Source organism: Nocardia vaccinii NBRC 15922, from assembly GCF_001613305.1.
GTDB classification, from domain to species: Bacteria; Actinomycetota; Actinomycetes; order Mycobacteriales; family Mycobacteriaceae; genus Nocardia; species Nocardia vaccinii.
Window position 1 is genome coordinate 67,050 of the sequence record NZ_BDCC01000044.1, and the last position, 15,156, is coordinate 82,205.

Below are 15,156 nucleotides of genomic sequence, written 5' to 3' on the forward strand. Positions count from 1 at the left end.
GCCGGGCGGCAGAGTCGACAACAGCGACCGACGCGTTCCGAAGGAGATTCGAAATGTCCAGCAGCACAATGCAGCTCGCCGTTGTCATCGCCAGCGTCCGGGAGGGCCGCTTCGGGCCGGTGGTCGGTGAGTGGTTCGCCGAACAGGCACGGCGGCACGAGGGGTTCGAAGTCGACCTGATCGATCTGGCAGAGGCCGATCTGCCCGTCGCCCTTCCGGCGGTTCCGCCGCGCGTGGAGCCGAACCCGCCGCGACCCGCCGGAATGGCCGACCTGACGCGGCGTCTCGAGGCCGCGGACGCGATCGTCATCGTCACGCCCGATATCAACAGCAGCTATCCGGCCTCCATCAAGACCGCGATCGACTGGCACTACACCCAATGGGACCGCAAGGCGGTCGGTTTCGTGGGCTACAGCGGTGCGAGCGGCGGCCTCAATGCCATCGCGCATCTGCGACAGGTGTTCGCCGAGCTCAACGCGCACACGATCCGCGATTACGTGTCCTTCCCGCGCTATTACCAGCTGTTCGACGCCGAGGGACAGTGGACGGCTCCGGCCGAACAGGAAGCGGCGGCAGTGGTCGTGCTCGACCGATTGCACTGGTGGGCTTCGGCGTTGGCCGCAGCACGGCTCGCGTCCTGAGCACAGGCGCACGCACAGCCGTCCGCTCAGTGGAACGGGACCGCGAACCGGGCCGGTGGGCGGCTAACCTCGGTCCGATTCGTGGTTTCATCCAGCCGAAACAGGAGGGTCGATGGGGACCATCGCCGTGACCGGGAGCGCGTCGGGGATCGGGGCGGCCGTCGCCGCACACCTCGAGCGAGAAGGGCACCGGGTGATCGGTGTCGACCTGCGCAATGCCGAGGTGACCGCTGACCTGGGCATGCCGGACGGCCGGGCCCATGCCGTCGCCGAAATCACTCGGATCAGCGCGGGCCGGCTCGACGGTTTCCTGCCCTTCGCCGGTGTCGCCGCGGCCACCGGGCGGCCCGGCGACCTGGTCGTCTCGGTCAACTACTTCGGGGCGATCACCGTACTCGAGGGCGTGCTGCCGCTGCTGCGCGAGTCGGACTCCGCAGCGGTGGTGCTGGTGTCCTCGAATTCCACGACGACGCAACCGAATTGGCCGGTCGATCTGGCCGAGGCGTGTCTGGCCGGGGAGGAGGACCGCGCCCGGGAGATCGCGAACTCCTTCGGCGAATGGGGCGCCATCCAGGCGTATCCGGCCACCAAGGCCGCCCTGGCCTGGTACGCGCGCACTCGCTCGGCGGATCTGATCAAGGACGGCATCCGCATCAACGCCATCGCCCCCGGCATCATCGATACCCCGATGACTCAGGAGGGCACCACCGATCCGCTGGTCGGCGAGGGGATGAAGGGGTTCCTGGGGGCCACCCCGATCGGCCGGGCCGGGCGGCCGGAGGAGATCGCCGAACTGGCCGCATACCTCGTCTCGGATCGGGCCTCGTTCTTCGTCGGATCGGTGGTCTTCTGCGACGGTGGTATCGATGCGGCGTTCCGCGGTAAGGACTGGCCCGCCCGGTGGAGCTTCGAGTAGTCCCGAACAGGCCCGGTAACCTGTGAGGCCGTGACCGACCACACCGCCGATCTCGACCTCGCCCTGCGTCTCGCCGAGGAGGCCGACGCGATCACCCGCGCCCGCTTCGGGGCGCTGGATCTGAAGGTCGACAGCAAGCCCGATCTGACGCCGGTCTCCGACGCCGACCTGGCCGTGGAGAAGGCGTTGCGGGCGACGCTGGGCCGGCACTGTCCGACCGATGCGGTGCTGGGCGAGGAGTTCGGCGGCCATGCCGAGTTCTCCGGGCGCCAGTGGGTGATCGACCCGATCGACGGCACGAAGAATTTCGTGCGCGGCGTTCCGGTGTGGGCGACGCTGATCGCGCTGCTGTGGGACGGTGTTCCGGTGGTGGGTGTCATCAGCGCACCCGCGCTGTTCCGGCGCTGGTGGGCGGCCACCGGCTCCGGCGCCTGGTCGAGCGTGAACGCCGCTGAGCCACAAGCTATCTCGGTCTCCGCGGTCGCCGAACTGGGTTCTGCCAGCCTGGCCATCTCGAGCCTGTCCGGCTGGCGCGACCTGGGTCTGCGGGACCAGCTCGTCGGTCTCACCGACGAGGTTTGGCGCACCCGCGGCTACGGCGATTTCTACAGCTACTGCCTGCTCGCCGAGGGCGCGGTCGACATCGCCACCGAACCCGAGGTCTCCCTGTGGGATCTGGCCCCGCTGGACGTGCTGGTCCGCGAAGCCGGTGGAGCGTTCACGGCGTTGGACGGCGCCCCCGGCCCGCACGGCGGCAGCGCGGTGGCCACCAACGGACTGCTGCACGACCAGGTTCTCGCCCGCCTGGAGAGGTGATCGCCCGAGCCGACGGCCCACCGACCATCCGGCCATCCGCACGTTACGTCAGGATCCTTGCGCCGCAACGGATCCCGTGATCGTGCCGGGCTTGCGCTCGGGTCGACGAAAATGTGCGGCCGACCCGCGACGGCGTCCACCTGCATCGGCGAATCCGGCGCGGTCCGGTCGCCGCGGCGATACTGCCGACGCCCGGCCCGCGGCGACAGCGCTGAAGCCCGAGGGTCCGGACCCGGGCTGCGGATTGCGCCGAAGTGTCTGTGCCATCACCCCCCCTCGCCCGAGTGCGGTGGGCGGCCTGCCGCGATCACGGCGAGTTCCGGCCGGCCGGGACGTTCCGCGCAGCCGTTCGGTGGGTATCGACGGGCAGGGGAAGCACCGACGCGCAACGGCGACGAACAGGGTAGCTGTGGTCGAGATCGCGGTGAACGCGCTAGCGGTTGGCGGCGTTCTTACTCTGGAGTAAGATAGACTTACTCTCAAGTAAGAAGCTGGGAACACCCGATCACCCCCACCACGAGAAGACTGGTGATTATGAGCACTCGAGACACCGCAACCGAGCGACGCCCGGATTCCGCCGTCGGGCTGAACCCGGTCAAACGCGACTGGATGGGCGCGGCCATGCGAGTCATGACGACCATCACGGGTTCGGAGCTGGCCGAGAAGTACAACTTGCGCAAGCCCATCGAACGATGGACCTACGAGAGCACCAAGACCGGCTTCCGCACACTCGGCGCGGCAACTCGCGCATTCGGCAAGGTATCGGGCGGTGGTAAGCCGAAGCGGCTGCCCACCAACGAATCTCGCGGGAAGGACTACTTCGACCTCACCCCGTCCGATGAGCAGCAGATGATCGTCGAGACGGTGCGGGACTTCGCCGGAGAGATCCTGCGCCCGGCCGCCCACGACGCCGACGCCGCCACTCGGGCCCCGCGCGATCTGCTGGAGCGCGCCGCCGAGCTCGGCATCACCCTGATCAACGTGCCCGAGGAGCTCGACGGCGCGGCCACCGAACGCGGCGCGGTCACGAATTCCCTTGTCGCCGAGGCGCTCGCACACGGCGATATGGGTCTGGCGCTGCCGATCCTTGCGCCCTCGGGCGTCGCGGTCGCCCTGTCCCAGTGGGGCACCGACGCGCAGCAGAAGACCTATCTGGGCGCGTTCACCGGTGAGAACGTCCCGCAGTCCTCGGTCGTGATCAGCGAGCCGCGCCCGCTGTTCGATCCGTTCGCGTTGTCCACCAAGGCCACTCGCTCGCCCAGCGGCTACCGGCTCAACGGCGTCAAGAGCCTCGTACCGGCCGCGGCCGATGCGGAGCTGTTCATAGTCGGCGCCGAACTCGACGGCCGCCCAGCGCTTTTCGTCGTCGAATCGGATACTCCCGGGCTGGTGATCGAGGCCGATCCGAGCATGGGTCTACGCGCCGCGGGCCTTGGGCGATTGATCCTGGACAACGTCCCGGTCGCCACCGACGCGCTGCTGGGTGACGGCGATGCCGCACAGCACGCCGAGGACTACGCCGACGCGGTGCGGCTGGCCCGGCTGGGCTGGGCGTCGCTTGCGGCCGGTACCGGCGGGGCCGTACTGGACTACGTCAAGCCGTATGTGAAGGAGCGCGAGGCGTTCGGCGAGCCGATCGCGCATCGCCAGGCGGTGGCCTTCATGGTCGCCAACATCGCCATCGAACTGGACGGCATCCGCCTGGTCACCCTGCGTGGCGCGTCCCGCGCGGAGCAGGGCCTGCCCTTCGCCCGCGAGGCGGCCCTGGCCAAGAAGCTGGCCACCGACAAGGGCATGCAGATCGGCCTGGACGGCGTGCAGTTGCTCGGCGGCCACGGCTACACCAAGGAGCACCCGGTCGAGCGCTGGTACCGCGATCTGCGAGCCGTCGGCGTTGCCGAGGGCGTCGTGCTCTGCTGATGGCCTCCGCTTCGCTTCGGCAGGGCCGGGGCCCCCGAAGGGCCGATTCTTCCCTCCCTCCGCTCCCCCGCTTCGCTCCTCCGCTCCGGTCAGTCCAGAATCGACCCGGGCCCCGGCCTCGGAGTGGGCGTTGTCCGGAGTCGGCGGGCCGGGTGAGCCGAGAAGCCGCACCATTCAGAACTTGCCGCGCGGGTAGTCCCGCGACCCCCATCCAGTTGATGGAGCCGAATCCATGATCAATCTCGAACTACCCAAGAAATTGCGGGCCAGCGCCAATCAGGCCCATCAGGTCGCCGCGCAGATCTTCCGCCCGGTCTCGCGCAAATACGACCTGTCCGAACACGATTACCCGGTCGAGCTGGACACCATGGCCGCCATGGTGGAGGGCCTGGCCGATTCCGGCACCCAGGACATCTCCGGGGCCACCGGCGGCCGCAAATCCGAGAAGGGCGACGGCGAGGAGACCTCGCACGCCACCGAACTGCTCGGAAACTCCAACGGCGGCAACATGTCCGCGCTCCTGAACGCCTTGGAGACCTCCTGGGGCGATGTGGGCCTGATGCTCTCGATCCCCTATCAGGGCCTGGGCAACGCCGCCATCGCCGCGGTCGCCACCGACGAACAGCTCGAGCGCTTCGGCAAGGTGTGGGCCGCGATGGCCATCACCGAACCGTCGTTCGGCTCGGACTCGGCCGCGGTGACCACCACCGCCACCCTCGACGGTGACGAATGGGTTCTCAACGGCACCAAGATCTTCGTCACCGCCGGTTCGCGCGCCACCCACATCGTGGTGTGGGCCTCGGTCGACCGCAGCAAGGGCCGGGCGGCCATCAAATCCTTCGTGGTGCCGCGAGATGCCCCGGGCCTGTCCGTGGCCCGGCTCGAGCACAAGCTCGGCATCAAGGCCTCCGACACCGCCGAACTGCGGCTCGAGGACTGCCGGATCCCGAAGGACAACATCCTGGGCAGCCCGGAAGTCAACGTGGAGAAGGGTTTTGCCGGGGTCATGCAGACCTTCGACAACACCCGGCCACTGGTCGCCGCGATGGCCATCGGCGTCGGCCGCGCCGCGCTCGAGGAGCTGCGCCGCATCCTGACCGAGGCCGGGGTGGAGATCTCCTACGACATCCCCGCGATGAACCAGCACGCCGCCGCCGCGGAGTTCCTTCGCCTGGAAGCGGATTGGGAGGCCGCGTACCTGCTGGCCCTGCGCGCGGGCTGGATGGCCGACAACAAGAAGCCCAACTCGCTCGAGGCATCCATGTCCAAGGCCAAGGCGGGCCGGATGGGCACCGACGTCACCCTCAAGGCCGTCGAACTGGCAGGCGCCCTGGGCTATTCCCAGCGCACCCTCCTGGAGAAGTGGAGCCGCGACTCCAAGATCCTGGACATCTTCGAGGGCACCCAGCAGATCCAGCAACTCATCGTCGCCCGCCGGGTACTGGAGCTCACCAGCACCGAGCTGAAGTAGCCTGGCGCACAACGAGAACCGGTGCGGAACCCCGACATGGGCCCGCACCGGTTTTTTCGTCTTCGACCACGCGAGGCGGGCCCCAGCGCGCTGTTTCGGCAACATCGACTCGAGACAGGCTGTCGCCGGCCATCCCGTCGGTCATGCCCGCGCTCGCGATCGGGGCGGCCGGTCTCCAGGTATTCCGGGCCGGCACGGTTTCAGTGAGCGGCCTCGCCGAGCACTGCGCCGACGAGGCGGGCGGACTCGTCGGCGATCTGCTCGGGTGGGCAGGGGCGGTCGTGTTCGAGCCACCAGACGATCGATTGGACGAACATCGCGGAGATGACGCTGGGGACGAGCGCGTCCGGTTGCCGATCCGGGAGGTGCGCGGTGGACATGGCGGCCAGGGCCGAGCGCATGCGGTCGGCGAACCAGGGGCTGCCCCTGCGGCCGAGCAGCGCGCCGTAGAGCCGGTGATACGCATCGATGTGCCGGAAGAAGCCGATCCAACGTTCCCGCGACGTGCGGGTATCTTCGCCACCGGCGGTCATCTCGGCCATGGCCTCGTCGAAGATCTGCTCGACCAGCTCGTACTTGTCCCGGTAGTTCCGGTAGAACGCGGCGCGGCTGATCATGGCGCGGGAGGTCAGCTCCGCCACGGTCACGCGATCGAATCCGCGATCCTCGATCAGATCCACCAACGCCTCCCGCAGCAGCGCGCGAGTGCGGCGTACCCGCACATCGGGTCGAGACAATTTTCGCTCTCCGTCTCGTTCGCGACAGTGTCCGCGATGTGGTTCTTGTGGCCCCATCCCGCGCAATCGGACACTGCATTGGTCGTTTCGAACGAGACAACCTGTCTCGTTCCGTACCGAGTGTAGGAGTAACACCATGCGGGCTGTGCAGGTCACCCGATTCGGCGGACCGGAGGTGCTGGTCATCGATGACGTCGCGGATCCGGTGCCGGATGCCGGGCAGGTTCTGGTGGAGGTCGAGGTGGCGGGGGTCGCCTACGGTGATGTGATCGTGCGTTCGGGCCGGTACCCGCTGCCGCTGCCGTGGACGCCCGGACTGGAGGTCGGCGGCCGGGTGATCGCGGTCGGCTCCGAGGCGGATCGCGGCCTGATCGGCAGGACCGTCGTCGCGACCACGGTCGGTCAGCGCGGCGGATACGCCGAACGCGCGGTGGTCTCGGCCGGCTACACGTTTCCGCTACCGGAGGGTCTGGCGCTCGATACCGCGTTGACGGTGTTCCAGGCAGGCGCCGTGGCGGGTGGTCTGCTGACCGAGATGCGGGTCAGCGGTGCGGACACCGTGCTGATCACCGCCGCTGCGGGCCGGATCGGTTCACTGCTGGTCCAGTCGGCGAAGTCGGCCGGAGCCACCGTCATCGGGGTCGCGAGCGGCGAGAAGTGCGGTGCCGTACTGGATTTCGGTGCGGATCACGCGCTCGACCACGGTATCGACGAATGGCCCGAGCGAGTGCGGGAGCTGACCGGGGGCCGCGGTGCGGACGTGGCGCTCGACGCGGTCGGCGGCGAGACCGCCGAGCGGGCGCTCGCGGCCGTCGCGGACGGCGGCGGCCGAATCGGCTTGTACGGCTTCGCATCCGGCCGTTGGCCCGATCTGGACGCCCGTACGCTCGCGAGCCGGGGGGTGACCGTATCTGGGCCGCTGGGCGCGGTCATCCGCAAGTCCGATGCCGAGCAGCGGGACGATGCCGCTCGAGCGCTCGCGGCGGCGGCTCGCGGAGAGCTGATTCCACGGATCCACGCTCGATACCCGCTCGCCCGGGCCGCTGCCGCGCATCGCGAACTCGAACAGCGTCACTCCATCGGGGCGGTGCTTCTCACCAGATAGATGCCGTTGTCCCGCAGGGTATTCGGTGCCGGTACTCAGCAGCCGTAGAGTTCGCCGATGCCCTCGGTGGGGGTCTTCTCACTCAGACAGCCGTAGGGCAGGATGCCCGCATCGCTGATGCGGATGGCGGATTCGGCGGATTTGTCCTCGCAGATCAGTCCGCTGGAATCCATCCGGCAGGTGTAATCGCCTGCGGCGATGCGTGATCCGTAGGGGAGCTTGTTGCCGTAGCCGCGCACGAAGGGACCCGGGTCGCCGTGCATGGAGCCCACCGATGCCTTCGTTCCGGTGAAGTCGATCCAATTGGCCACGTACTCGCCCTCGCCGCTGTGGGCCGGTTGGGCGGGCGGATTCCGCAGGTCCACCAGACAGGAAAGACCCGGCATGCCCTCCTCGGCATCGCTGGTGCACTTGATCTTTCCGGTGGGGCTGGTGAACGCGACGTCACCGTGCTTCAGCGGGATGGTCGTACCGTCCTGGGTCGTCGCGGTGGCGTAATGCGCCGCCTCGACCTCGCTACCGGCCCGAACCCAGGTGTCGACCGTGGCGAACGACGCCCCGCGGCCCGGCGCGCCACCGGACGCGGCGGTGGTCGAGGCAGTCGTCGAGGCGGAAGTGGCCGGCCCGCTCGGCGGAACGGTGTGCGCGTGCTGATCGGTTGGGGTCGAACAGCCCGCCACCACGAGTACGAGCACTGCCAATGCCGCGATACGCATGCGACCCACCCTAGGGGCACGGCGCCGTACCCGCGAAACGCCGCGCGGCGAACCTGTCGTACCCACCTGCCATGCTGGGGCGATCGAGGGGCGGCGGATCGGAGAACATCCGACGCACACGGGTTCGAATGCCGTCGGTGTCGATTCCGGGGTCGTTCGTTCGACGGGTAGGTGAAGGGGCCGCAAGGCGGCCGCACAACCGGAAGGATCGAAGAATGCGCAAGATCGTAGCGTTCGAACACCTCACCCTCGACGGTTTCGCCTCCTCGGGGCAAGGTTCGGGATTCGAATGGACCCACCGCGCCTACAGCGAGGAGCTCGCGGAGTACACGACGCACATCCAGGCCGATTTCGACACCGCCGTGTACGGACGCGAAACCTATCTCGGGATGTACGGATACTGGAGCAACCAGCCCACCGAGGAAAGCTCGGCGCACGAACGCGCGCATGCGGAATGGGTGAACGCCGTCGACAAGATCGTCTGCTCGACCACACTGAAGTCGGCCGAATGGAACAACACGCGACTGATCACCGGCAAGCTGGCCGAGGAGTTCTCGAAACTCAAATCCGAACCGGGCGATACGATCGCGATCTACGCCAGCCCGAAGCTGGTGCACTCGTTCCTCGAGCTGGGTCTGATCGATGAGTTCCGGCTCGTCGTGCACCCGGTGGTCATCGGTTCGGGAACTCCGCTTTTCCCGGAGAAGACGGCGCTCGACCTGCAGCTGACCGAATCGAAGTCGTTCGACTCCGGCGCGGTGTACCTCCGCTACCGGACCGCCTGAGCACGGGCCGCCCGAGAAAGGACATCGGATGCGTCACCTACTCCTGATCCGCCTCGATCCGTCGGCCCAGCCGGTCGCCGGCCCGGATCCCGCGCTCGCCGAGGATATGGACAAGCTGATCGAGGAAATGACCAAGGCGGGGGTCTTGCTGGACACCGCCGGCCTGTGGCCGCTCGACGAGGCGGCCCGGATTCGGCTCTCGAACGGCGAACTCACCGTCCTGGACGGACCGTTCACCGAATCCAAGGAGATCATCGGCGGCTACTGCCTGCTGCAGACCCGCTCTCGGGACGAGGCAGTGGAGTGGGCGTCCCGATTCCTGCGGGTGCACGGACCCGAGTGGACGATGGAGATCGAGGTCAGACAGCTGGATCAGCCGTGAGCCCACACCGCCGATGAGCAAGGAGCCGGCGCAGCGGGCGGTCGAGGCTGCCTGGCGGATCGAATGGCCGCAACTGGTGGCCGGATTGACCCGCGTCGTCGGCGATATCGACACCGCCGAGGAACTCGCCCAGGACGCACACGTGGCGGCGCTGGAACAGTGGCCGCGCGAGGGCGTGCCCGCCAATCCGGGCGGCTGGCTGATGTCCGTGGCGAAACGTCGTGCGATCGACCGGTTCCGGCGCGATGCGACCTTCGCTCGCAAGCTGGCTCTGCTCGGCCGAGATCTCCTGGACGAGCAGAGGTCGGGGTTTCCCGGTGCCGATTCGAATATCGACATCGGGATCTCCGACGACATGCTGCGGATGATCTTCACGACCTGCCATCCCGCACTCCCCCGCCAGGCTCGCGTGGCGTTGACCCTGCGGATGGTCGGCGGCTTGACGACCGAGGAGATCGCCCGCGCCTACGTGGTCACCAAATCGACTGCGGCGCAGCGGATCGTGCGCGCGAAACGGATCATCAAGACACTCCGCATCCCGTATGCGGTCCCGGATGAGAGCGAGCTCGCGGCGCGGGTGGACGCCGTGCTCGAGGTGATCTACCTGATCTTCAACGAGGGATACGCCGCCACCTCCGGCGAGCAGTGGATGCGCGGCGAACTCTGCGACGACGCTCTGCGCCTGGCGCGCATCCTGACCGCATTGTTGCCGGCCGAACCGGAAGTGCACGGTCTCGCCGCGCTGCTCGAATTGCAGGCATCCCGGCTCGACGCGCGCAGTGATATCGCGCAGCGCCTGGTGCCGCTGTCCGATCAGGATCGCTCGCGCTGGGACCGACTGCTGATTCGCCGCGGTTTCGCCGCACTCGCCCGAGCACACGCGACCGCCCGGCAACGCGCGGCGCCACCCGGCCCGTACGCGCTGCAAGCCGCCATCGCCGCCGTGCACGCCTCGGCCCGCACACCCGCCGACACCGATTGGCAACGCGTAGCCGGACTGTATGCCATTCTGGCCCAACGTCTTCCGTCTCCCGTCGTGGAACTCAACCGCGCCGTGGCCATCACCATGGTGCACGGCCCCGCGGCCGGGCTCGAACTCGTCGATGCCGTCGAACAGACCGGCATGCTCGACAGTTACCACCTGCTGCACGCGGTCCGCGGCGATCTGCTCGCCCGGCTCGAACGCCACAGCGAGGCACGCGATGAATTCCTCCGGGCCATCGAACTCACCGCGAACACCGCCGAACAGTCGTACCTGCGGGCACGCGCCGCCGATTGCGCGGAGCCGGGTTAGTACCAAGTCCGTACGGTGCACCTTGGTCACAGTTGGCCGAATTTCTGTATCCCGCGTCACACCGGGCTGCTACCGTCCACAGCACTCGGTCGGTAGGCGTGCGAGTTGCGCACGGTAGTCGTGTGGAGGTGTTCGCAGGTGACGTCGGTTCTGAAACAGTTGCAGCGCAGGGTGCTTCACACGGTCGAGGCGATCCGGGGTGTCAACGTGCTGCGGGAGCGCGGCATCATCGATCCGCGCAATCTGCAGGAAACGCTGCGAACCGCGAAGGAGGGCGCGGTCCTCGGGTCGCAGGCGACCGCGGTGCGGCGTGCGACGCGGCTGTGGCCCGACCGCACGGCGGTCGTGGACGAGCGCGGCTCGCTGACCTACCGCCAGCTCGACGAGCAGTCCACCGCACTGGCTCGCGGCCTGCAGGATATCGGCATCACACCGGGCACGGTGATCGCCATCCTGGCCCGGGACCACCACGGCCTGCTGCTGGCGATGGCCGCGGCGGGCAAGGCCGGCGCGCGGGTGGCACTGATGAACACCGGCTTCGCCAAACCACAGTTCGCGCAGGTGTGCGAGCGGGAGAAGGTCAAGGCCGTACTACACGACAGTGAATTCGTCGACCTGCTCGACGCCCTGCCCCCGGACCTGCCGCGGGTACTCACCTGGGTGGATGACGGCCACGAAATCCCTTCCGGCGCAACCACGATCGAACAACTCATCGCGGGGAACCCGACCGCCGAACTGCCGTTCCCGCAGACGGTCGGCGGCTTCGTCATCCTCACCAGCGGCACCACCGGCCTGCCCAAGGGCGCGCCGCGCGGCAAGATCTCGCCGATGGCGACGGTCCAGGTGGTCGACCGGATCCCGTTCCCCCGCCAGGGCACCGTGATGATCGTCTCGCCGATCTTCCACAGCACCGGCCAGGCCACCTGGCTGGTCGCGGTGGCACTGGGCAACACCGTCGTGACCACGCGCCGATTCGACGCCGAGGACACGTTGCGCAAGATCGCCGAACATCGCGTGGAGATGCTCGTCGCGGTGCCGACGATGTTGCACCGCATGGTGGAACTGGGGCCGGAAGTCCGTGCGAAGTACGACCTGACCTCGCTGGAATCGATCGTGCTCGCGGGTTCGGCGCTCTCGCCCGAGCTGACCGTGCGGGCCACCGAGGCGTTCGGCCATGTCCTGCACAACCTCTACGGCTCCACCGAATGCGCCGTCGCGACCGTGGCCCAGCCGCAGGATCTGGCGATCGCACCCGGAACCGCGGGCCGCGCACCGGTCACCTGTGAGGTGGCGCTGTTCGACGACGACGGCCATCGCATCCACGACAAGCACGTCACCGGCCGCATCTTCATCCGCTCGGGCTCGCCCTTCGAGGGTTATACCGACGGGCGGCACAAGCAGATCATCGACGGCTACATGTCCTCCGGCGATGTCGGGCATTTCGACGAGCACGGCCTGCTGTTCGTGGACGGCCGCGACGACGACATGATCGTCTCCGGCGGCGAGAACGTCTTCCCGCAGGAGGTGGAGAACCTGCTGCTGGAACGTCCCGATGTCTTCGACGCCGCGGTGGTCGGGGTGGACGATGTGGAATTCGGTAAGCGACTGCGCGCCTTCGTGGTTGCCGAGCCGGGCGCCACACCCGACGCCGAAGAGATCAAGGCATATGTGAAGGGCACCCTCGCGCGCTACAAGGTGCCGCGCGAGGTGATCTTCCTCGAGGAACTCCCTCGTAACACAACCGGCAAACTTCTGCGTCGTGAACTGGTCGAGTATCGGATCACGGAGTAGGCCTGACCAGACCCTTTGAGGGTACCGTCGGTAACAGAGACGCTAACCACATACGAGCAGGTCTGCTTGCTAGTGTTAGCACGCACTGGATCTCGATGTTGCGGTCAGCCCGGCCCAGGTCAGGCGGGATCGCGGAAGGTTGTACCTATGTCAGCTGTCCTTCCGTCGGCAAGCAGCACCCTGCGCAAGGTCGGGGATTTGGCTCTGGGGGCCAATACGATGCGCAGACGCGGGTTGTTCAATCCGCTGCGACTCGATCATGCCGTGCGGTCGGTCGTCGCGATCGGCAAGTACGGCCCGTTCGCCGGCGTGGTCGTACATTCCGCGCAGACCCGGCCGGACTCCCCGGCCATCGTCGACGAACGCGGTGAGCTGACCTTCGGCGAACTGGATCGGCAGTCGAACGCGCTGGCCCGCGCGCTGGGCGCACAGGGTATCGGCGAGGGTGACGTGATCGCGGTGCTGGCCCGCGATCACCGCGGCCTGGTGCTGACGCTGCTGGCCACCGGCAAGCTCGGCGTGCGTGCGGTGCTGATGAACACCGGATTCGCCAAACCGCAGTTCGCCGATGTCGCCGCCCGCGAGAAGGTCAAGGCGATCCTGCACGACAGCGAATTCGTCGAGCTGATGAGCGCGATCCCGGACTCCGTTCCGCGCATCCTGACCTGGTCCGATGAGAAGGACGGCATCGATCCCTCGGTGCCGACGCTGGATTCGCTGATGGCCGGTCAGTCCACGGACCCGGTGAAGCTTCCGGCGAAGCCGGGCGGCATGGTGATCCTGACCAGCGGGACCACCGGCACCCCGAAGGGCGCGCCGCGAGACAAGGTGAGCCCGTTCATCTCCGCGCAGCTGGTCGATCGGATTCCGGTGCCGCGCGACGGCACGATTCTGATGGCCGCGCCGATCTTCCACGCCACCGGACTGTCGCAGTTCACCATCGGTCTGGCGCTGGGCAACCGAATCGTGTTCCAGCAGAGGCGATTCGACCCCGAGGCGACGCTGGCCAATATCGAGAAGTACCGGGCCGAGGAACTGGTCGTGGTGCCGACGATGTTGCAGCGCATGCTCGATCTGCCCGCCGACGTGCTGGGCAAGTACGACATGTCCTCGCTCAAAGTCATTTTCGCGGCCGGGTCGGCGATCCCGCCGGATGTGGTGACCCGGAGCCTGGACTACTTCGGCGATTCCCTCTACAACGTGTACGGCTCCACCGAATGCGCGGTGATCACCGTGGCCACCCCGCCGGAGCTGCGCCGCGCGCCCAATACCGCGGGCAAATCGCCGGTGGGCATCCGCGTCGCGCTGTACGACGAGCACCGCAAGCGGATCACCGAGCCGAACGTGACCGGCACGATCTTCATCGAGAACCCGCACTCGTTCAAGGCGTACACCGACGGCCGCACCAAGGAAACCGTGGACGGCATGATGTCCAGCGGTGACGTCGGCCACTTCGACGAGAGCGGCCTGCTGTTCATCGATGGCCGCGACGACGACATGATCGTCTCGGGCGGTGAGAATGTCTTCCCGCAGGAGGTCGAGCATCTGCTCGCCGACCGGGCCGACGTGCTCGAGGCGGCGGTGATCGGCGTGGACGACCGCGAATTCGGAAAACGCTTGCGCGCCTTCGTCGTTCCCGGCCCGGACTCCAAGCGCGATGTGCAGGAGATCAAGGATTACGTCAAGGCGAACCTGGCCCGGTACAAGGTGCCGCGCGAGGTGATATTCCTGGACGAACTCCCGCGCAACGCCACCGGAAAGCTGCTGCGCAAACCGCTGACGGAAATGGACGTCCCCGCCGAATAACCCGTGCGGCACTGCCTCACCGATGGTTCGGCAGTGCCGTCTCGGTATCATCCTCGGGTGTTCTTCGACCCCGGCCGGTCCCCGGCCCGCGATTCGGCTACGACGCAACGGCGTCGAAGCACGGTCGCGCGGCTGCGCGGGGGATCGGCCGGAGCCGTCTCCGGCGCACTGGCCATCGAGGCACACGGCTGGGCCGCCGGAGCCATGCCGCCGCAGTCCAGGACGCTGCCGCTGCTCGTCGCCGCCTGCGCGGTGGTCGGCGCCCTGGTGACAACTCTGCGCCCGCTGCGCACCACCCGAACCGGCCTGGTCACGGCCCTGATCGGCGGACAACTGCTGGGTCACGCGGCGATGTCCCTGGAGATGCCGGACATGGCGCATCCGGACTCGTTGTGGAGTCCGGCGATGGCGGCTGCGCACGTCGCGGCCGCAGGCGCCGCATCCGTGGTGATCCGCGGCGCGGAGGCCGCCTGCCGAATCCTGATCGCGGCGCTGTCCCGGGCACTGCCGATGCTGGTTCGCGCGACCGTCGCTCCGCCCTCGCCGCCGCGGATCACACACCGCGACCACGTCATTCATCGAATCCTCGCCGCGAACCCCTGCCGGACTCGCGGCCCGCCGCTCCCGGCCTGATTCCCCATTAATCCGTACACCCGTGCGCACGAACATCTTTCGCGCGCTCTGTAGCACAGCGTCGATCGTCCAGCCGCCTGTCGACGGCCGCGATCATCGTGCCGCCGGGTGAATCCTCGCATCACACACTCGGATCGAACGTA

General features: G+C 67.9%; 14 protein-coding genes. 12 read left to right on the forward strand and 2 right to left on the reverse strand.

Annotated elements, in window-relative coordinates:
* Positions 1–53: 53 nt before the first annotated feature.
* The 5 genes from NV1_RS26570 (at position 54) to NV1_RS26590 (ending at position 5,764) form a co-directional block, all read left to right on the forward strand.
* Entirely contained in the window at positions 54–641 is a 588-nt protein-coding gene (locus NV1_RS26570; RefSeq protein ID WP_067896968.1) for an NADPH-dependent FMN reductase, read from the forward strand.
* A gap of 112 nt (positions 642–753) precedes the next feature.
* Positions 754–1,557: an SDR family oxidoreductase gene (locus NV1_RS26575; protein ID WP_067896970.1), complete on the forward strand. Its 804-nt coding sequence runs from the start codon at positions 754–756 to the stop codon at positions 1,555–1,557.
* Between the two features lie 30 nt (positions 1,558–1,587).
* Positions 1,588–2,373 (forward strand): histidinol-phosphatase, encoded by a 786-nt coding sequence (gene hisN, locus NV1_RS26580; protein ID WP_067896972.1) that lies wholly within the window; start codon positions 1,588–1,590, stop codon positions 2,371–2,373.
* 528 nt (positions 2,374–2,901) lie between these two features.
* Entirely contained in the window at positions 2,902–4,293 is a 1,392-nt protein-coding gene (locus NV1_RS26585) for an acyl-CoA dehydrogenase family protein (RefSeq protein ID WP_373864656.1), read from the forward strand.
* A 232-nt stretch (positions 4,294–4,525) separates the two neighbouring features.
* Positions 4,526–5,764 (forward strand): acyl-CoA dehydrogenase family protein, encoded by a 1,239-nt coding sequence (locus NV1_RS26590; protein WP_067896978.1) that lies wholly within the window; start codon positions 4,526–4,528, stop codon positions 5,762–5,764.
* A gap of 200 nt (positions 5,765–5,964) precedes the next feature.
* On the opposite strand, the gene NV1_RS26595 is transcribed toward NV1_RS26590, so the two are convergent.
* Positions 5,965–6,501, reverse strand: coding sequence for a TetR/AcrR family transcriptional regulator (locus NV1_RS26595; protein WP_067896981.1), 537 nt, complete (start codon positions 6,499–6,501; stop codon positions 5,965–5,967).
* A 136-nt stretch (positions 6,502–6,637) separates the two neighbouring features.
* Here NV1_RS26595 and NV1_RS26600 point away from each other — a divergent pair, with 136 nt between their 5' ends.
* Entirely contained in the window at positions 6,638–7,606 is a 969-nt protein-coding gene (locus NV1_RS26600; protein ID WP_067896984.1) for a quinone oxidoreductase family protein, read from the forward strand.
* A gap of 35 nt (positions 7,607–7,641) precedes the next feature.
* Here the strand turns inward: NV1_RS26600 and NV1_RS26605 are convergent, their stop codons facing one another.
* On the reverse strand, positions 7,642–8,322 hold the full coding sequence (locus NV1_RS26605) for a hypothetical protein (RefSeq protein ID WP_067896987.1): 681 nt from the start codon (positions 8,320–8,322) through the stop codon (positions 7,642–7,644).
* A gap of 215 nt (positions 8,323–8,537) precedes the next feature.
* On the opposite strand from NV1_RS26605, the gene NV1_RS26610 reads away from it, so the two are divergent.
* The 6 genes from NV1_RS26610 (at position 8,538) to NV1_RS26635 (ending at position 15,013) form a co-directional block, all read left to right on the forward strand.
* Entirely contained in the window at positions 8,538–9,107 is a 570-nt protein-coding gene (locus NV1_RS26610) for a dihydrofolate reductase family protein (protein ID WP_067896990.1), read from the forward strand.
* Between the two features lie 28 nt (positions 9,108–9,135).
* On the forward strand, positions 9,136–9,489 hold the full coding sequence (locus NV1_RS26615; protein ID WP_067896992.1) for a YciI family protein: 354 nt from the start codon (positions 9,136–9,138) through the stop codon (positions 9,487–9,489).
* A 13-nt stretch (positions 9,490–9,502) separates the two neighbouring features.
* Positions 9,503–10,783 carry an RNA polymerase sigma factor gene (locus NV1_RS26620; RefSeq protein ID WP_067896994.1) on the forward strand — a complete coding sequence of 427 codons (1,281 nt, stop codon included), beginning with the start codon at positions 9,503–9,505 and terminating at the stop codon, positions 10,781–10,783.
* Between the two features lie 138 nt (positions 10,784–10,921).
* A complete protein-coding gene (locus tag NV1_RS26625) occupies positions 10,922–12,574 on the forward strand; it encodes an acyl-CoA synthetase (protein ID WP_067896997.1) in 1,653 nt (550 codons plus the stop codon).
* 147 nt (positions 12,575–12,721) lie between these two features.
* The gene (locus NV1_RS26630) at positions 12,722–14,380 is read left to right on the forward strand and encodes an acyl-CoA synthetase (RefSeq protein WP_067896999.1); all 1,659 of its coding nucleotides are present in this window, start codon (positions 12,722–12,724) and stop codon (positions 14,378–14,380) included.
* A 57-nt stretch (positions 14,381–14,437) separates the two neighbouring features.
* Positions 14,438–15,013 (forward strand): hypothetical protein, encoded by a 576-nt coding sequence (locus tag NV1_RS26635; protein ID WP_067897002.1) that lies wholly within the window; start codon positions 14,438–14,440, stop codon positions 15,011–15,013.
* Positions 15,014–15,156: the final 143 nt, after the last annotated feature.